The 17,456-nt window shown below is 24.7% G+C and carries 21 protein-coding genes; 11 read left to right on the top strand and 10 right to left on the bottom strand.

The genetic code is table 11. The features are described from left to right. Positions 1-25 precede the first annotated feature (25 nt). The 10 genes from Q4A58_RS04655 to Q4A58_RS04700 form a co-directional block, all read right to left on the bottom strand. Positions 26-805 (bottom strand): DNA topoisomerase, encoded by a 780-nt coding sequence (locus Q4A58_RS04655; RefSeq protein WP_303116920.1) that lies wholly within the window; start codon positions 803-805, stop codon positions 26-28. A 23-nt stretch (positions 806-828) separates the two neighbouring features. Then, positions 829-1,026, bottom strand: a complete 198-nt coding sequence (locus tag Q4A58_RS04660) for a hypothetical protein (protein ID WP_303116922.1) — start codon at positions 1,024-1,026, stop codon at positions 829-831. Positions 1,027-1,073: 47 nt separating this feature from the next. After that, positions 1,074-1,739 (bottom strand): hypothetical protein, encoded by a 666-nt coding sequence (locus Q4A58_RS04665; RefSeq protein ID WP_303116925.1) that lies wholly within the window; start codon positions 1,737-1,739, stop codon positions 1,074-1,076. A 13-nt stretch (positions 1,740-1,752) separates the two neighbouring features. Continuing rightward, positions 1,753-2,067, bottom strand: a complete 315-nt coding sequence (locus Q4A58_RS04670; RefSeq protein WP_303116927.1) for a hypothetical protein — start codon at positions 2,065-2,067, stop codon at positions 1,753-1,755. A 79-nt stretch (positions 2,068-2,146) separates the two neighbouring features. Beyond that, on the bottom strand, positions 2,147-2,389 hold the full coding sequence (locus Q4A58_RS04675) for a hypothetical protein (protein ID WP_303116930.1): 243 nt from the start codon (positions 2,387-2,389) through the stop codon (positions 2,147-2,149). Positions 2,390-2,438: 49 nt separating this feature from the next. Further along, the gene (locus Q4A58_RS04680; RefSeq protein ID WP_303116932.1) at positions 2,439-2,627 is read right to left on the bottom strand and encodes a hypothetical protein; all 189 of its coding nucleotides are present in this window, start codon (positions 2,625-2,627) and stop codon (positions 2,439-2,441) included. A gap of 21 nt (positions 2,628-2,648) precedes the next feature. Then, positions 2,649-3,329: a hypothetical protein gene (locus Q4A58_RS04685; RefSeq protein ID WP_303116934.1), complete on the bottom strand. Its 681-nt coding sequence runs from the start codon at positions 3,327-3,329 to the stop codon at positions 2,649-2,651. Then, entirely contained in the window at positions 3,326-4,618 is a 1,293-nt protein-coding gene (locus Q4A58_RS04690) for a hypothetical protein (RefSeq protein WP_303116936.1), read from the bottom strand. Before Q4A58_RS04690 ends, Q4A58_RS04685 begins: the two co-directional genes overlap by 4 nt. A 499-nt stretch (positions 4,619-5,117) precedes the next feature. Continuing rightward, positions 5,118-5,936 carry a prohibitin family protein gene (locus tag Q4A58_RS04695; RefSeq protein ID WP_303116996.1) on the bottom strand — a complete coding sequence of 273 codons (819 nt, stop codon included), beginning with the start codon at positions 5,934-5,936 and terminating at the stop codon, positions 5,118-5,120. A 507-nt stretch (positions 5,937-6,443) separates the two neighbouring features. Further along, positions 6,444-8,147 (bottom strand): flavocytochrome c, encoded by a 1,704-nt coding sequence (locus Q4A58_RS04700; RefSeq protein WP_303116938.1) that lies wholly within the window; start codon positions 8,145-8,147, stop codon positions 6,444-6,446. Positions 8,148-8,884: 737 nt separating this feature from the next. Here Q4A58_RS04700 and Q4A58_RS04705 point away from each other — a divergent pair. The 11 genes from Q4A58_RS04705 to Q4A58_RS04755 are packed head-to-tail and all read left to right on the top strand — an operon-like array spanning position 8,885 to position 17,381. Then, positions 8,885-9,058, top strand: a complete 174-nt coding sequence (locus Q4A58_RS04705) for a hypothetical protein (RefSeq protein WP_303116940.1) — start codon at positions 8,885-8,887, stop codon at positions 9,056-9,058. 47 nt (positions 9,059-9,105) lie between these two features. Beyond that, a complete protein-coding gene (locus Q4A58_RS04710) occupies positions 9,106-10,365 on the top strand; it encodes a GspE/PulE family protein (RefSeq protein WP_303116941.1) in 1,260 nt (419 codons plus the stop codon). After that, positions 10,362-11,396 carry a type II secretion system F family protein gene (locus tag Q4A58_RS04715; RefSeq protein WP_303116944.1) on the top strand — a complete coding sequence of 345 codons (1,035 nt, stop codon included), beginning with the start codon at positions 10,362-10,364 and terminating at the stop codon, positions 11,394-11,396. The genes Q4A58_RS04710 and Q4A58_RS04715 overlap by 4 nt, the downstream gene beginning before the upstream one ends. Before the next feature lie 18 nt (positions 11,397-11,414). Beyond that, complete coding sequence (locus Q4A58_RS04720) at positions 11,415-11,891, top strand: prepilin-type N-terminal cleavage/methylation domain-containing protein (RefSeq protein ID WP_303116947.1); 477 nt, start codon at positions 11,415-11,417, stop codon at positions 11,889-11,891. Next, a complete protein-coding gene (locus Q4A58_RS04725) occupies positions 11,876-12,367 on the top strand; it encodes a prepilin peptidase (RefSeq protein ID WP_303116949.1) in 492 nt (163 codons plus the stop codon). The genes Q4A58_RS04720 and Q4A58_RS04725 overlap by 16 nt, the downstream gene beginning before the upstream one ends. After that, the gene (locus tag Q4A58_RS04730; RefSeq protein WP_303116952.1) at positions 12,364-12,783 is read left to right on the top strand and encodes a hypothetical protein; all 420 of its coding nucleotides are present in this window, start codon (positions 12,364-12,366) and stop codon (positions 12,781-12,783) included. The genes Q4A58_RS04725 and Q4A58_RS04730 overlap by 4 nt, the downstream gene beginning before the upstream one ends. A gap of 13 nt (positions 12,784-12,796) precedes the next feature. Next, on the top strand, positions 12,797-13,354 hold the full coding sequence (locus Q4A58_RS04735) for a type II secretion system protein (RefSeq protein WP_303116953.1): 558 nt from the start codon (positions 12,797-12,799) through the stop codon (positions 13,352-13,354). Then, entirely contained in the window at positions 13,329-13,886 is a 558-nt protein-coding gene (locus Q4A58_RS04740; RefSeq protein ID WP_303116955.1) for a hypothetical protein, read from the top strand. The genes Q4A58_RS04735 and Q4A58_RS04740 overlap by 26 nt, the downstream gene beginning before the upstream one ends. Next, complete coding sequence (locus Q4A58_RS04745; RefSeq protein WP_303116957.1) at positions 13,879-15,048, top strand: PilN domain-containing protein; 1,170 nt, start codon at positions 13,879-13,881, stop codon at positions 15,046-15,048. The genes Q4A58_RS04740 and Q4A58_RS04745 overlap by 8 nt, the downstream gene beginning before the upstream one ends. 32 nt (positions 15,049-15,080) lie before the next feature. Further along, complete coding sequence (locus Q4A58_RS04750) at positions 15,081-15,788, top strand: hypothetical protein (RefSeq protein WP_303116959.1); 708 nt, start codon at positions 15,081-15,083, stop codon at positions 15,786-15,788. Between the two features lie 15 nt (positions 15,789-15,803). Beyond that, a complete protein-coding gene (locus Q4A58_RS04755) occupies positions 15,804-17,381 on the top strand; it encodes a secretin N-terminal domain-containing protein (RefSeq protein ID WP_303116961.1) in 1,578 nt (525 codons plus the stop codon). The last annotated feature ends 75 nt before the right edge of the window (positions 17,382-17,456 follow it).

A 17,456-nucleotide genomic window follows, 5' to 3' on the forward strand; every position in this document is an offset into this window, starting at 1 on the left:
TATTATTAATCCTTTTCATTTATAGTCATCTCCCGTTTCTATTTTTTATACTTTGAGTCCATGAATATTCATCTCTATCCATTATTTTTTCTTTTATTGAATTTTTTAATTTTAATTCACAATTTGAGATTTCTTTTTTTAAATAAAGCTCATAATATTTTTCTTTTATATGATTTTTTATTTCCTCATCTCTGTTTACAACTAAAGCAAGAGTAGGAGTTTGAACTCTTCCTATACTTAAACCTTTAATATTATTTGTAATTGAATAGAATCTACTTAAATTAAAACCAACTATCATATCTGCAATACTTCTAGCATAAGCAGCTTTGCCTAAATTAACATAGCTATCATTGTTTTCTATTTTATTTAAAGCCTTTTTAACTGCTTCTACACTTCCATCATTTATAAATAATCTTCTTACAGGTTTTTTATTATTTCCATATTCAAGGATTTCATCAATTAGATACTGTCCTTCCTGGTCTGCGTCTCCAGCATTGATAACTGTATCTACTCTTTCATCTTTTAAAAGTTTTAAAATTGTATATAAAAGATATTTTTTATTGCTTTCAATTTCTGTTTTTTCCCAATTATCAAAATAGATTGGTAGGTCTTCTAATCTCCAGCTCTTATATTTTTCGTCTATTTCATCGGGAGTTTTATGCCTTAATAAATGACCTGAAGCCCAGCAAATAATATAGTTATTATCCATACAAATAATATGATTTTTTTCATAAATTTTTTCTCCTGGTAATGCTCTTGCTATTTCATTAGCAACATCTTCCTTTTCTGCTATTATTAATTGCATTTTTATACCTCCTGATTTTTCTTTTACTTTATTTTTTCTGCATTTATATATAATTCTTTATCTAGCATAGTAATATTTTCTTTTTCTGCTCCATTTTCTCTTTTAATATCAATAGATGATATTTCTTTTGTTGATTTACTATAATTGACTTTACAATAAACGCATTCAAAATACAGAATATTCATCCCTGTTTTATTTTTTGATTTAATTTTAATTAACATCTTAATCACTCCTTAAACTTAATTGATATATCTTTGATTTTTTCTCTTTACATTCCTAATAAGTTATAAATCTCTTTTAATTTATCTTTATCAGCCATATAAGCTAAATTTTCTTCCTTTTTCTTTGCTTCCTCTGAAGTTATAACTAGTCCAAATTTTCTATGATAAATAACATTATCTGCTAAAACATTTACTGTTTCTTCATTTGTTTCCCTATCCGTATATACTCTATTAAGAGAAGATATTAAATATCTTTGATTTTTTAAAATCTTTTTTGCACTTTCAGTTAATATAACTTTTGTTATGCAAGGTATTAATTTTATAGTGGATTTTGTTTTTTTCATTTCTTCAGGGAATAATTCTATATCAACAACTCCTAAATATTTACAATCTAATCCATCATAATAAAGAAAAATATGATCTTTAGAATTTTTAACTTCTTCCATAATTTCCTCTTGAACTTGAATGTTATCAGGAGAATAGTAAATAATTCCCCCATAGAATGCTAAAAAATTTTTATTTTTTTCTGCTTTTGATATTTCTTTAATATCTTTTGTTTTATATGTTAATTTATCTGAATTTAATGCATCTATCTCATATACTGAAATAAAATTTAACTTCTCTTTAATTTTAACTAAAGCAAATTGTATTTTTTTACCTGAATTACAGTATTCACATCCACATTTTTCTTTATGTGCAAAAGCTTTATTCATTCTTATACCTCTCTTATATTTTTAAATCTTCTATTGAAATTTTCTCACTTTCTAATAAATTTGCCATCATTTTATTATTTCCATACCATAAAATTGTAATAAGTACAGAATATATAATTAAAAACACTACTAAAGATATTTTTAATAACTTAATTATATTAGTTTTTAAATTCATTTTTTCTCTTTCTTTAGAATACTTTTTATAATATTTATAATCTAAAAAAGAAGAATATATTATAATTACTATTCCAGCTAAAAATGATACAAGTATTATTAACGAATAGACAAATATTATTGCCTTTTGTTTATTAGTAACTAATTCTTCCATTTTTACCCCCAACTATAAGACACATGTGTCCCTTAGTTTTAGTTTTTAATTTGATTTTAATTAATATTTCATCTTCTTTTTATTTCATCCCTTTATATAACTTTTCCAAAGTTTGCATAGCTTCAGTTGCTTTGGGGTGCTTACATATGTCAGGATGAATAAGCTTTACCATTTCCTTATGCCATTTTTCTGCAATTTCTTTATCACAGTAATGTTCGTATGTTATTCCTAGAAAATCAAGTTGCTTTTTTCCTTCAAGTTCAACTAAATAAAATATATATTTAGAAATTTCATCTTTAAAATAAAAATCTTCTTTAGCCATTTTTTCACCTTCCTTAAAAACACGATATTCATTCAGTTAGAGTACCATTTCAATTAATAAATTTATTTCTTCCAAATTCATCTTCATCTAGCTTTTCCTTTTTTGAAAAAGGACTTTTTTGTAATTTCTCATTAGTTTCATTAGAAAAATCTGTTTTAAAAATATAATAGCCAAATAAAATAATAGTTATACTTGAGCCTAATAGTGCTCCTATAAAACTCATAATAAAATTTGTCATTATTGTTCTCCTTTTTATACACTAATTTAATTGAAATAAGGTTAATTGCTCTATCTCTATTTTCTGCTTCTTAATTCTTCTAACTTTAACTTCTTTTCCTTTGAATAATTCTTTTTGAGAAAGCTCTTTTATAAAAAACTTTAAGTAATCAGATTTTGCTTGCATTTGCAATTTTAGTCTTATTTTATCAATAGTATCTCTTTTAAATATTGCTGATTTTACTACCCTGATTTCTAATTTATTTTCAATATCTTTCACATAAGGAACACCTATGATTCTTAATTTAAAAGTTCTATAGTCTTCATCAAAATATAAAATAGCTGAAATTATGTAAAGATTTACTAGTAGTTTTTTTAATTCTTTCACTTGGTTTTGAAATAAAGTAATTATTTCAGCTTTATTTTTTAACAGTTCATAATTAAGAGTAGATATTTTTATAAGAATGCCAGTTGCAAGAGAAAGTTTTTTACTTTCATTAACTTTACAATAATAGTCTTTTATTTCTTTTTTAGAGCTTTGGTTATATTTATTTATTGAATCTTGAAATAATTTTTTATATGCTAACTGAATATCTTCTAAAATATTTTTAGAACCAGCTAAAATTTTATAATCACAATTAAATTCTTCTGGATACATTTTTAAAATTTCATCTTCAGAAGATAGTGAATATTTTTTACTTCCTACATAAAGAGAAAATTTCATAAGGCAATCCCCTCCTCATAAAAAACTTCTTTTATATTTTTAGCTAACATTCTGTAATATGTGATTTTAGAATTTTCTTTAAAAATATTTAATGATACAGCAAAATCAGGAATTTTCTTTACCAGTTTTTTCTCTGCTGTATTTAAAATTTTTTCTTGTTTTTCAGGGCTTAATTCATTAAGTTTTTTTATTATTAAATCAGCTTCAATTCTTTGCTCTTCCTCTTTTTTCTTTTTTTCCTCAATTAATTCAATTTCTTTTAATTTTTCAATTTTCTTCTTTTCTTCCTCCAATTTTAAATTCTTCTTAGATAGTATTTTTCTTATAAGTATTTCATCAGGTGTTTTTAATTTTGCACTAAAGAAAGCACTTTTATTTTGAATATTAAAAGAATTTTTTATTGTTTGATTATAAAAAGTTGTAATGTATTCTTTTAAAAGCTCCTTATCTTCATTTAGAAGTTTTAAAATATTATGAACAGATTCCACATTAGAGTCTGTATAATTTATATCTAATTCGTGAAATAAATTTTCAATTTCATGATCACGAGCATGACATGTATTTATTCTTGGTTTATTTGTTCTTGGTATTGGGGCAGGATTTCTACTCACTAGTGAGTAGTCTATCGACTCACTGGACTTATCCAACTCCTCATTTTTTGTCAGTGAGTGAATAGTGCACTCACTAGTGGGTGGTATACAACTCACTGTGATAAAATCAGTGTTCGCGAGATTAGGTACTTTTTCTTTTATAATTAAATTTATTAAATCTATTTTCTTTGTAGCATTCCCGGAATATTTAATGTTATTATTTTTACAATAAAATCTTAATTCCTGATAAGTTAGTTTTTTTAGATTTTCTATATCAATTTCAGAATTTATTTCTTTAGCATTTTCTTCTATAAAAATATTTTCATATGCTAACTCAAAATTACTTTTTTCTGTAGCAATTATTTCTAAAATTTTTTGAAAATCTAAATAATAGTATGTTTTTAATGGGATTCCTTCCATATTTACTTTGAATATTCCTAATTCCTGTCCTTGTTTTTTACATTTCTTTATTTGATATTCATTCATAGTTGTGTAAAGTTGAATGTCAAAATTAGTTGCATAAAAACTATCATCTTCTCTTAAAGCATTGTTTCCATTAAAATATTTATATTGGTCTATTAAATAGGAAGTAAATATGCCTAACTCTAACCCTAGGGTAAGCAACAACTTTTTATTAATTTGTAAATTTGCATCTTGCCCCAATAAGTTCAATACTAAATTCTTTGAATCTAATTTCATAAAAAAATCCTCCTTAAAAATTTCAAAAAAAATACTTGATTTTCTCGGAGAATTGATATAAAATATAGATGAAAATATGTTTTGTCTATATTTTAATTGATTCTCCAGAGTTAACACTCCCCAGAGTTTTTATCTCTCTAGAGTCCTTGAAATATAGATTTTTTTTATTTTATAAAACAAAAAAATCCTTTTCAGGATTTATTTTTCAAAATTTTTTATTGTACAAAGAGATTCTATCTAAAGTTTTTGTTACATAAGGATTTAAATCACTTCCACCAATATTAATTTTAAAATCACATAAGTTTTCATAACTCTCTAAAAATAAAGGTTTAGAGAGTTTTTAATTCTCATAAGTTTTTATAAGTTTTCATAAAAATTACAGACAAATTACTGTCATTTAAAGATTAAAAAAATAAAAAACCAGGAGTTAGTCCTGGCTTTTTATTTAAACTAATCTAAATAAAAAAGTTAATATAATTTTACTTTAGAATAATATCTCTTAATCTATACTAATTAAATTAGTGCTATTCCCCTGAACTTTAGGTAAAGTTCCATCCCATTTTTCAATTGCCATTTTCTTAAGAAGCTGTGGAGTCAAGGAATTACTTTCTATTGCATTTGCTCTAGCTTGTAACTCCTTCTCTTTCAAAGCATATTCCGCTAATCTGACTCTATTTTCTGCTTCAACAGATAATTTTTCTTGTTCTGCTCTAGCTCTTTCAACTGCCTGCTCTGCAACTTTCTTTTGTTCAATTGCTATCTCATATTCATCACTAAAATCATGATTAACAATAGAAACATTATTTACATTCATTCCATATTCTGCTAAATCATCGGCTATATCTGCATTTATTATTCTACTTATTTCCGCTCTTTTAGAAATAAATTCTTCAATTGTGTATCTTGCTATAGTAGCTTGAACCACTTCCTTTACACGAGGTCTTACAAATCTATGCTCGTGCTTATTGTTAAAAGCTCTATACAATTTTTCGGGGTCTGTTATATTTGCCTGAACAGTTAAATCAATTTTTATACTTTGTATATCTTTAGTACTAACCTCTAAGGTAGTATCCATTTCATCCGTTTTTCCAAAAACATAAGTTTTTTCTCTTATTTCCATAAAGGTTTTGGATTGCATGAAAGGAATTTTAAAATTAAGACCTTCAGTATCGATTCTTGTTAACTTCCCCCAAGTAGAAATAATTGCTACTTCTCCTGTACTTACTGAATAGCAGTTACTCAATACAAGTCCAGCAAAAATAATACAAATAACAACTAAAGCAATTAATTTAGTTACTTTACTATCACTTACTTTCATTTCTTTAATTACTCCTTTCTTCGTTAAAACCTTGTATATAGAGTGAAATATACCTATAATCCAAATTAATAAGAAAACCTTAAAAAAATTCATATTATAGCTCCTTTATACTTGCTTCTTATATTTTTAAAAATTTTTATTAAAAATACAATCATATATCTTACTATTCTATTCAAAACTACCTGTAATTTTACAGCCATCTGTTTTAATACTACAACACTCTAATGTATATTCCTCAATTACTTTTATATATCACTTTCATTTGAAAATTCTTTTATTCAGCTTACAATATCAATGTTTTTTATATTAAAATTAAAAAAGGCTGTCACAAATTAAATTTTTTAAGTTTTGCTTAGTAAGCTAAATATAAAACTTCAATATTTTAAAAAGCATAGCTCTGATAAAAATATTAAAAATTATTATAAAGTCATAACTACAAAACTAATAAAATCTTTAAAATGCAACAACCCTTATATTTAATTTTTTCTATTACAAAATAATAGAATTTTATTTAATAGATTTTGAATAAGTAGCAGCATTTTCCCCTGCAATCTTTCCATAAACAGTTATATCTGTTACTGCATTTCCACCTATTCTATTCGCACCGTGTACTCCTCCAGTAACTTCCCCAGCTGCGTAAAGTCCTTTTATTGCTTTCCCATTTTTAGCTAAGACTTCAGCATTTGTATTTATACGAACCCCTCCCATTGTATGGTGAACCGCTGGAGAAATTTCAATAGCATAAAATTTTTCTCCCAATAGTTCTCTTGGAAGTTGTTTTTTTCCAAAATCCTTATCTTCTTTTGCTCTTACAAGCCCATTGTAATTATCGATAGTTTTAGCAAGTTCAGTTTCATTTATTCCAATTTTCTTTGCTATTTCAGCAAGAGTTCCTTCAACTGCATAACCCTTCTTTACATATCCATCAGCAGCTTTTAACTTTTCTCTAATTTCTTGATTGAATAAAATAAATGCTGAGTTACCTTTCTGTTCCAAAACAGCTTTAGAAACAACATCTCTTGTTTCCAATTCATTTATAAATCTTTTAGCATCTCTATTAACAAGAATTGCTCCTTCACCTCTAACAGCTTCAGTTATCATATTAGTCTTTTTATGAAGTACAGTCGGATGGGTTTGAATTTCTTTCATATCCACTAAATCTCCACCAACTTTTTCTACCATTTGGATTCCCTCACCAACTATAGCCGGATTATTAGTAGTTCCGAAACCTTTTAATGCTGGATTATATTTAGCTACCATTTCAGAGTTTGCTCCAAAACCTCCTGTCGCAACAATAACTGCCTTAGCTGTTATTATATATTCTCCATCTTTCCCGCTTACTTTTACCCCAACTACCTTATTATCTTTTTTTATAATTTCAATAGCCTTATCAGAAATTCTGACATCTATTTTTTCATTATCTAGAACTTTAGAAAGTCCTCCAATAACTGCAGGTCCAATTGCAGAACCTCCTGTTGGTCTATGAGTTCTCTTAACACTTTGGCCACCTGTTGAAGTTATTTCTGTAATATCTACTCCCCTTTCTACCAACCAATCAATTATATCATTTGAATCCTCAGCTAGAACTTTTACTAATTCCTTATTGTTTATTCCTTTTCCACCTTTTAAAGTATCATCTATAAAAAGTTGAGCATTATCTTCTACTCCCAATTTTTTTTGTATTTTTGTTCCAGCAGCATTTATTCCTGCTGTTGCATAGTTAGTATTCCCACCTAATAATGCAGTTTTTTCTAAAAGGATAACTTTAGCTCCTTTTTCATGAGCAGCGATGGCGGCAGTTATTCCTGCCCCACCTCCACCAATTACAACTACATCTGTCTCATTAGATAAAACCTTTGCTGCTGCTTGTTCTACTTTAGTTAAAGTAGCCCCACTTTTTTTAACAGCATTAGAAATAGCTCTTTTTATTCCCTTACTTGTTGCTGTTGCTCCAGCTACATCATCAACATTAACATTTTGTGTTGCAATAACTTTTTCTATTATTTGTTGTATTGCAACTTTTGCAAAATCTGATTCAGAATCTTGCTTTACTTTTATAGCTGTTAATTTATTGTTAGAAATTTCTGCTTCAACAACAATATCACCACCATAACCTTTACCTATTCCTTCAAAAGTATCAGTAAAAGCTGTTAAAGAAAACATTACACCTATTGCTAAAGTCAAAAGTTTAACTAAAAATCCTTTCTTCATTTATACCTCCATTATTTTAATGATTAAAGATATAGTACTCAAAATATCCTCTCTTGTCAATATAAAAATTGAATGCAGTATACAAAACAAAATGTTTTTAAAAATATTATTTTTTTCTTGACATATACATCATTTAAAACTATACTTTAAATAAAAAAGGTGATTTTTATTTTTAAATATAACAATAAAACTCAAGCTTTTACATTTTTTGAAACTATCTTTCTAGTACTTATTTTATCTATATTTTTAAATTTCGCTTTTATACAATTTCAAAGATTTAAAGAAAATAAAAGTATAATTGAAGCAAAACTTAAAATTAATGAAGCTTTTCTCTATTCTTCAATCAGTTCTTTAAATTCACACAGAGAGAAAAAACTACAATTTAATCTTATTTCAAAAAAAATTTTTATAATTGATAGTTTCTTAAAAAATGAAAAAGAATTTTCTTTACCAAAAAGTCTCATTTACTACTCTACACTCAATTCCAATTCTTACATTTTAAATTTAAATTTTACTAAAAATGGAAATATTTCACAATCATTTTCTATATATATTTTTGATATTAAAAAAAATGCTCGCTATAAAATAGCTTTGTATGGATTTGATAGGAGCAAATTTTTGAAGATAAATAACTACAAACATATAGGAAAAACTCAAATAAAAATCTCCGAAATTTTTAGCTATCACAATTCTACAAATGAAGACAGAGATGCCTTCTATCGAGATTGGAGGAAAGAATGAAAAAGTTCTTAATTTTTTTGCTACTTTTTTTAATTTTTTCTTTTTCTATTTCTACTACTGATATAAAAAATATTATTGAAATACAAGTAATTTCAAATAAAAATATAAAAACCTACTATACAATTTTTTCTCTTTCTAAAAATTCTTTTATTTTTTATGATGAAATTTAAATACCTCTTTTAAATAAATTATCTTATTCTTAAATAAGGTGGTCTTTATGAACAATTTTTTTAAAGAAAAATTTGAAGATTTTTTTAAAATATATGAAGAGATTGATTCTTCCTTTGTAGATATCTCCAAAAATAATTTAGAAAATCTTTTTGAAAAGGAAAAATCTAATACAAATAAAGGTATATTTTTCTTATTGATGAAAGCTATAGACTGTGGAGCCAGTGATATTCACTTTGAAAACTTAAACAACTACCTAAAGGTTCGTTTTAGAATAAATGGTCTTTTAAAAGAAATTATAAAAATTGATAAAAATTTTTCTTTTTCCATAATTTCAAAGTTAAAAATTCTTTCTTCTTTAGATATTATTGAAAAGAGAAGACCACAAGATGGACGTTTTTCATTAAATTATAAAAATAGAGAGATTGATTTTAGAATATCTGCCATTCCTACTATAGATGGTGAAAAAATTGTTATTAGAATACTGGACAAATTCTACAATAACTTTTCTCTGGATGACTTATATCTCTCTGAAAAAAATCAAAAATTATTTTTTACTGCTATAAACCAAAATAGTGGAATTATTTTAATCAATGGACCTACTGGCTCTGGAAAATCCACAACACTTTACAGTATTTTAAAATATAAAAACTCTGAATCTTTAAATATTTCAACTGTTGAAGATCCAATTGAATATCAAATTGAAGGAATAAATCAAACTCAATGTAAAAATGATATCGGACTTGACTTTGCTTTTATTTTAAGAGCTCTTCTAAGACAAGATCCCGATATTTTAATGATAGGTGAAATAAGAGATAAAGAAACAGCAGAAATTGCAGTAAAAGCTTCATTAACAGGGCATCTTGTCTTTTCTACTATACATTCTAACCATACTTTAGGTTCTATAAATAGATTAATTAATCTTGGTATTGATAGTTATTTGCTCAGTCTTGTTTTAGTAATGATAATTTCTCAAAGGCTTCTTAGGAAGCTTTGTCCCCATTGCAAAAAAATAGACTCAAATTATCTAAAAAAATTAAATTCTCTTAATTATAAAGAAAAAAATTGGGATTACATCTCTTTTTATACCCATTCAGAAAAAGGATGTGAAAAGTGTATGCATACAGGTTATATAGGTAGAATACCTATTTTTGAAATTTTATATTTTAATGAAGATTTAAAAAATTCACTAATAAAAAATTATAATAATCTTAACTCTAGTGTTATAGAAGAATCTCTATTAGAAAATGCCATTTCAAAAGCAAAAATAGGTCTAACTTCATTAGATGAAATTTTGAGGCAGTTATGAAAATAAAAAAAGAAAAGATATTGCTTTTTACAAAACAACTTAATAGTTTAATAAGGTCTGGGATAAGTATTACGCAAGCCATAAATATATTATTATTGTCAGAAAAAGATAAGACTCTTTTTAGAGTATTAAAAAAAATTCAAAATGATTTAGATAGAGGAAGAGGGATTTTTGATAGTTTTAAAACCTATAAAGAAATTTTTGGCACTCATTTTCTATATATGTTAAAAATCGGAGAATTAAGTGGCTCATTGAATATGGCTCTTGACAATATAACAACCTATCTTGAATATAATTTAATTAATAAAAGAAAAATCAGTAGTTTACTAATCTACCCAACTATAGTTTTTACAATGGGACTAATTATTTTAATGTTTTTAGTTATATTCGTTCTTCCTAATTTTTTGAGTCTCTTTGAAGAAAATCAGTTACAAATTCCTACAGTGACCAAAGTATTAATATTCATTTCAAATAATTTTTTATACTTCTCTATAGTCATAATTTTTATTTTCTTTGCTCTTACATTATTTCTTAAGTATATAGATAAGAAATCTCACCTAAGGAGAAAAAAAGATACGTTTTTTTTCAATTTTTTCTTTATTGGTAATCTTATCAAACTATATTATGCTGATGAGGTATATTACTCTCTGTTTATTCTTCTAAACTCTGGAATTAGTTTAATAGAGGGCTTTGATATTATAAGTGAAAATATAAATAATTTAGAAGTCAAAAAGAATATTTTAAACACACAAAAAGAAATCCGCTCTGGACATAGTATAGCTAGCTCCTTTAAGTATCTCGATCTCTTTAATAAGCGTTTTTATTCTTTTATAAAAAGTGGTGAAGAAAGTGGTTATCTCTCTGAAACTTTTCTAGAAATTTCAAAGATATTAAAATTGGAATATGAATACACATTAAAAAAATATATTGCTTTCATAGAACCACTCTCCATATTATTTTTAGGCTTCTTTGTAATATTTATATTATTTTCCATTTATATACCAATTTTTTCTATGATTGATATTTTTTAATTTTATGGAGGTGTTTTTATGAAAAACAAGGCTTTCTCTCTTATTGAAATTATTGTCGCTGTTGCTATTATAGCAACTCTATCAGGCTTAATAGGCTTAAAATTAAAAGGACAAGTTGCTAAAGCAAAAGATACAAAAGCTATTATTACTCTAAATTCTCTTAGAGCTGCAATACAACTTTATCAACTTGAAAATACGGAAACTTTATTTGATACTAGTACTACAGCTTATTCAAAAGAAAAAGTTGTTGAAGGGCTTAAGAAAATTGAAACTTACTTAGAGAATAATGCTAAAGAAATTCTTGTTAATCCTGAATTTCAAATAGGGGGATCTCAAAACCTAAATGACAAAAAAATTGTTTATGGTGGAAAGGTTAGAGTTACTTTTATCAATCCTCATTCCTCTACTTCAAGTGATGGCTATTCAATTTGGTTAGAGCCTTTTGCTGGAACTCTTGAAGCTGATATTAAGGGGAACAAATGGATAGATTATTAATCTTTCTTCTGTATATTTCAATTTTATTTATTATATTTTTTGATATTAATAAGAAGTGTATTCCTAACATTTTAAATTTTTTTCTACTCATTTTTTGTTTTTTTATAAGAGGCTTAAATAATATTGAAACCTTCTTTATAGGAGCTTCAACTTATACTCTCCCAGTTTTACTACTTTATGGCTATATTTCTGATTTACTAAAAAGAGAAGTCATTGGATTTGGCGACATCAAATTAATCATTGCTTTAGGAGGCTTACTTTATACTCCTCAAATAAATCTATTACTACAAATATATATTTTTTATTTGATTACTTTTTTAACAGCTAGTTTCTTTATCTTATTTATGGTCATATATACCTTTTTCTCTAGAACTAAACAAAATCTAAAAAATAAAGAAATAGCTTTCTCTCCATTTATTTGTATAAGTTTTGTTATTTTATATAATTTGAATTTAATATTGGAGTTTTGGGTATGAAAAAAAAAGCTTTTAGTTTTATTGAAATAATAACTTCTCTTAGTCTGATTCTCCTTATAGTAATACCAACACTAAAACTAAATATAAAGCAGATTATACTCTTTAATAAAATAGATGAAGAAATTTTATATAATGACTTCTTTGATTCTATCTATTCATACTTAATGGAAGATAATCTATTCTTTTTACAGAACTATAGTCTTAGCTTTGAAAGTTATATTACTCTTAAAAATAACCCTATTTTTAAAGAACTTCAACTAGAATTTTTTCCAACAAAAAAATTTAATTTAAGTATAGATATTAAAGTGGTTAATACAAATTTCTATTACTCAACTAATAAAACAAATATTATAATTTTAAATTTTTTATCTGAAAAAAGAAATTTAAAAGCAAAAATAATAAAATTTAAAGACTAAAAAGGATAAAAATATGTATATTCATAAAAATAAAGCTCTTAGTTTTCTGGAAGCAATTATTTCTATAAGTATTCTTATGATAGTAAGCTCTATTCTTCTTTCTTTAATTAAGCCAATTTCAAAAACATTTTATATTTTCAATGATATACATAAGATTGAGAAAAATATATTCTCTTTTAGACAGCTCATAAATAACCACTTGCTTTGGAACAAAAATCCTGAAATAAGAGTTTTAAATTTTAATTCTACAGTAAATTTACCTAGCTTTTCCAAAATTTTTTCTAATCCCTCTGAAGAGAAAGGTAATATATTAATTATAAAATATAATTTTTATAATAAACTTGAAAAAAAAATAGAAATTAAATATAGATGTTTTTCTTTTCTCAATAACTGTGCTAATATAAGTTATTTTGATGCTTATGATATTTTCATTTTAAGTGGCATATTTAGCTCTTCTACTCTTGTTGAAAATTGTAATGGTGAATTTATTTTAAAAAATAAAAATCTAAAAGTTATTATTAAAGATCTAAAAACAAGGAAAATTTATGAAAAAATTTTATTTATTCCATAAAAACAAAGCTTTTATTATACCTTATACAATTCTCATAATATCTTTAATTGTTTCTTTTATACTACTCAGTCAATTGATAATAAATTCTAAATTGTCAATTTACAAAAATTCATCTAAGTATAGTGAAGATTTAAAAGAGCTGGACTTTTTAGACCGTATAATCATGAGAGAATTAAATAACATTGAAAAAGCAATGCTTAATGATAAAATTCATAGAATAGAAGCTTATTTTGATAGTGATATTAACAAAAATAAAATTTTCTTATCACAGTCCTATATGGATAGAATTTCAATAGCTGGCTATAAAATTATTGATGATAAAATTGACTCTAATTACTTGAAAATACTAAAAACTAAATTACAAGAAAATTTTAAAAATAATATAAATCTACATTTTTATAAAATAATTGAAATAGAGAACGAGAGCTATACAATTTTCGCCACTATTAACTATAATACTTCCTACTCAACTGACCCTCAAAACTTAAATAATGAAAGATTAAAAAGGATATGGATAAAGAAAAATGATTAAAAAGATATTTCCATTAATATACATAAAAGATATAAATTTCTCTTTAGAAAATAGAAGTATTCTCTGTGTTGAAAATTTTTATTTTCATATTTTTAAAGTAAATGTCGAAAATATAATAAATGAAGAGGATAGACTTTTAAAAATCCAAGATTATTTGGAAATTGTTTTTCCACAATATAATTCTTCTGATTTTATCTTAAGGTATGAATTTTTGAAAAAAGAGAAAGACTATGAAGAATTGGTAGTCTATCTTTTAAACTTAGAAGCTTTTAAAAAAAATAATATTCATATGGACAATAATAACTATAAGCTATTGTCAATTATTCCTTCTTTTTTTAAAGCTAGGGAGTTTAAAGAAAATTCAAATTTTTATATCTTTGACATAAGTAAAAAAGTTCTTATAATCTCAAAACATAGCTCTAATAAACTTGAAGATATTAAACTATTTCATACTGAAAATTTATTTATTCCTGATACAAATGAGCCTGACAATTCATTTGCAAATATAATAAATTCTTTTTTAATCAATGTAGAAAGAAACTATGATATTGTTTTTACTGGAATTGAGTTAGAGTACTCTGAACTTGAATTGGAAAATAAAAATTATAGTTTTTTTGAAGTAAATGAAATTGATTTTATTAAATATCCTAACTTTCTTCCAGAAAAACTTCAAAGAAAAAATATCCTTTATTTTCTCAATTATAAATATCTTTTTTTTATTTCTATATTAATAACTATATCACTTTTTTTATGTCTATTTTTATATTATAAAATTCATATGACTGAAAAAGAATTACAAAATTTAGAAAATCAAACAGCTCTTTTAGAGGAAAAAAATACAAATTTAAGAAATGAATTAAAAGAATTAGAAGAAAATAGACTAGAATTTGAAAAAGAAAAAAATAGACTATCTAAAAATTCCTTTAAAATAAGCGACTTTTTAAATGAACTAAAATATCTTGTCCCTAAGAATATTTTTATTTCATCTATTGAATATGATGGTAAAAAGACTTTAAGTATTGTCGGTAGCGGAAGGAAAATAGAGGATATAAATTTATTTCTAGAAAATATTTTAAATTCTAATAAGATAGAGCTCGAAAACTATGATTATATTCTTGAACGAGAAACTGAAATTGAATTTAAAGTGGAATTGAATTTTTAATTTTTTTATTAATATATAAATCAGGAGATAAGATGGTTTTTAAACTAAGTTTTTATGAAAATTTAAAATTAAAATTTTTACTTTTAGTTATTTTATATTTTCTTTTCTTCTATCTTTTTATTTTTAAAAACATTTTAATCTACTCTGAGTTGAAAGAATATAAAGATATAGAACTTACTAAAATTACAAAATTAAACTTAGAAAATCATGAATTAGAAAATTCTTTGCTTTTAAAAAAGAGTGAGTTTGAGAAAGACTTACTCATACTAGAAGAAATGAAAGAAAAAAAACATAACAAACTTTTTTTCCCAAAAATATCAGATGCTTTTGATTTTATAAATAAGTCTATGTTAAAAAATAATATTTCTTTCCTTAGCTTTGGAAGAAGTCAAAAGAATCAAGAAATTAAGAACATAAGTTTTTCTTTTAAGGGTTCAGAAAAAAATATCATAGACTTTCTCACTGAGCTAGAAACATCTGAATATTATTTTAACTTAACTGACTCATACTTCAATTTCTCTGTTTTTAATTCTCAACTTTTATGTAAACTCTCTATAAAATTTAAGATTAATAACAAGTTTGAAAAAATTTCTAAATTTAAAACTGTGAATGAAAATCTTTTTTTTAAAAATTCTGATACTAATAAAAAAAGAGCTTATATGCGTATAGGTGAAAGTAAATTTTATAGAGATATTATTCCTCAAATAAACGAGGAAAATAAAAAAAATCTAAAACCATAAAAAAGGACTGATAAAATGAAAAAAAAATTATTTTTTATTTTTCTCATATTTTTTTCAATTTCTTTTTCACATCAAATCAAACAGGATATCGACATTTCAAATATGCCTCTGTATGATGTTTTAAACATACTTTCAAAGGAAAGTGGTAAAAACATAATAGCATCAAAAGAAGCAAAAAATATAATAATTGATGCATATTTTGAGAGCGGAGATAATATTGACACAATCTTATATGTCATTGCAGATGCATATAATTTGTCATTGAGTAAAAATTTAAATACCACCATACTATCTCTCAAAAATGAAAATAAAGAAAACAAGGGAAAAATAATAATATCACTTAGAGATTCTCTTACTAATGAACCTTTAGAAAATGTAAATTTAAGTCTAAAAGATTCTACACTTATACAAGCTAGCTCAAATAAAGATGGTTTAATTATTATTGATAATATCCCTAAGTCTATTTATGTTGCTAAATTTTCAAAGAAAGGTTTTCATAGTAGAGGTGAAATAATAAATATAAATAAAAATATATTTTCGTGGGAAATAAGTCTAGAACCTCTTGTTCCCAATCAAAAAGAAAATTTTATTAAAAATACATCAAGTTTTTTTGAAGATAATGGAAAATTGTACTATACTGAAAATTTTACTCTTTATAATATTTCTACTGAAGAGATTAAAAATATTCTAATAGAAAGTCTTGGGAATAATATAAAAGTTAGTACACTTCCAAAAAATAATAAAATCATCATAGTAGCAGAAAGAGATGTTCTTGAAAGTGCCAAAAAAATCATAAGAGATTTAGATGAAAATCCAAGACAGGTAAGAATTACATCTGAAATTTTAGATATTTCTAATAATCTATTTGAAGAACTTGGTTTTGATTGGGTCTATAGTGAAAATGATAGTAGTTATAAAGGACCTAATACGCTAAAAGCAAATGTTTTAAGATCTGTTAGCAATGTCGCAACTGGAAATATCTTTGGAACCCAAGTAGCAGTACTTCGTCAATTTAATAGTAAATCAGATATCCTAAATGTTGGTATAAATTTACTTGAGGCTACTAATGATCTAGTTATAAGTTCAATTCCAACAATATTAATTGCAAGTGGTGAAGAAGGAGAATTTAAAGTAACAGAAGAAGTTATAGTTGGCGAAAAAAGAGAAAGAAATTCTAAAAATGATGATAATAATAAAACCTATATAACTGAACCTATTTTTAAAGAAGCAGGTTTAATATTAAAGGTCAAACCTCTTATTAAAGAAAACGATGAAATAACTTTGGACATAAGTATTGAATTAAGTAACTTTAAATTTAAAAAAAATTTATTAAATGTAGGTGAAATTAATTCTGGAACTTATAATTCAGAAGGTGGATCTAAGATTGGAAGAACTCTTTCAACTAAAGTTAGGGCTAAAAATGGTGATACAATTTTGCTAGGAGGTTTAAAAAAATCAATAAAACAAGCTATGGAAAGTAAGGTTCCATTCTTAGGAGATATACCTATTTTAGGTTTTTTCTTTAAAAATATTTCAAAGAAAAACGAAAATTCTGATATGTATATAAAATTAAAAGTTGAAATCGAGGAATAATAAATCTTAATTTTTTAAGCTAAAGAATAAAAAGAAATTTTATGACTTAATAAGGGCAATATGTTATAATTATTT

The organism is Fusobacterium sp., assembly GCF_030528405.1.
Taxonomy (GTDB): Bacteria; Fusobacteriota; Fusobacteriia; order Fusobacteriales; family Fusobacteriaceae; genus Fusobacterium.

Excerpts from the sequence above, each read along its gene's own strand:
- Q4A58_RS04655 (WP_303116920.1), bottom strand. The coding sequence starts at position 805 with ATGCAATTAATAATAGCAGAAAAGGAAGATGTTGCTAATGAAATAGCA.
- Q4A58_RS04660 (WP_303116922.1), bottom strand. The coding sequence starts at position 1,026 with ATGTTAATTAAAATTAAATCAAAAAATAAAACAGGGATGAATATTCTG.
- Q4A58_RS04665 (WP_303116925.1), bottom strand. The coding sequence starts at position 1,739 with ATGAATAAAGCTTTTGCACATAAAGAAAAATGTGGATGTGAATACTGT.
- Q4A58_RS04670 (WP_303116927.1), bottom strand. The coding sequence starts at position 2,067 with ATGGAAGAATTAGTTACTAATAAACAAAAGGCAATAATATTTGTCTAT.
- Q4A58_RS04675 (WP_303116930.1), bottom strand. The coding sequence starts at position 2,389 with ATGGCTAAAGAAGATTTTTATTTTAAAGATGAAATTTCTAAATATATA.
- Q4A58_RS04680 (WP_303116932.1), bottom strand. The coding sequence starts at position 2,627 with ATGACAAATTTTATTATGAGTTTTATAGGAGCACTATTAGGCTCAAGT.
- Q4A58_RS04685 (WP_303116934.1), bottom strand. The coding sequence starts at position 3,329 with ATGAAATTTTCTCTTTATGTAGGAAGTAAAAAATATTCACTATCTTCT.
- Q4A58_RS04690 (WP_303116936.1), bottom strand. The coding sequence starts at position 4,618 with ATGAAATTAGATTCAAAGAATTTAGTATTGAACTTATTGGGGCAAGAT.
- Q4A58_RS04695 (WP_303116996.1), bottom strand. The coding sequence starts at position 5,936 with ATGAAAGTAAGTGATAGTAAAGTAACTAAATTAATTGCTTTAGTTGTT.
- Q4A58_RS04700 (WP_303116938.1), bottom strand. The coding sequence starts at position 8,147 with ATGAAGAAAGGATTTTTAGTTAAACTTTTGACTTTAGCAATAGGTGTA.
- Q4A58_RS04705 (WP_303116940.1), top strand. The coding sequence starts at position 8,885 with ATGAAAAAGTTCTTAATTTTTTTGCTACTTTTTTTAATTTTTTCTTTT.
- Q4A58_RS04710 (WP_303116941.1), top strand. The coding sequence starts at position 9,106 with ATGAACAATTTTTTTAAAGAAAAATTTGAAGATTTTTTTAAAATATAT.
- Q4A58_RS04715 (WP_303116944.1), top strand. The coding sequence starts at position 10,362 with ATGAAAATAAAAAAAGAAAAGATATTGCTTTTTACAAAACAACTTAAT.
- Q4A58_RS04720 (WP_303116947.1), top strand. The coding sequence starts at position 11,415 with ATGAAAAACAAGGCTTTCTCTCTTATTGAAATTATTGTCGCTGTTGCT.
- Q4A58_RS04725 (WP_303116949.1), top strand. The coding sequence starts at position 11,876 with ATGGATAGATTATTAATCTTTCTTCTGTATATTTCAATTTTATTTATT.
- Q4A58_RS04730 (WP_303116952.1), top strand. The coding sequence starts at position 12,364 with ATGAAAAAAAAAGCTTTTAGTTTTATTGAAATAATAACTTCTCTTAGT.
- Q4A58_RS04735 (WP_303116953.1), top strand. The coding sequence starts at position 12,797 with ATGTATATTCATAAAAATAAAGCTCTTAGTTTTCTGGAAGCAATTATT.
- Q4A58_RS04740 (WP_303116955.1), top strand. The coding sequence starts at position 13,329 with ATGAAAAAATTTTATTTATTCCATAAAAACAAAGCTTTTATTATACCT.
- Q4A58_RS04745 (WP_303116957.1), top strand. The coding sequence starts at position 13,879 with ATGATTAAAAAGATATTTCCATTAATATACATAAAAGATATAAATTTC.
- Q4A58_RS04750 (WP_303116959.1), top strand. The coding sequence starts at position 15,081 with ATGGTTTTTAAACTAAGTTTTTATGAAAATTTAAAATTAAAATTTTTA.
- Q4A58_RS04755 (WP_303116961.1), top strand. The coding sequence starts at position 15,804 with ATGAAAAAAAAATTATTTTTTATTTTTCTCATATTTTTTTCAATTTCT.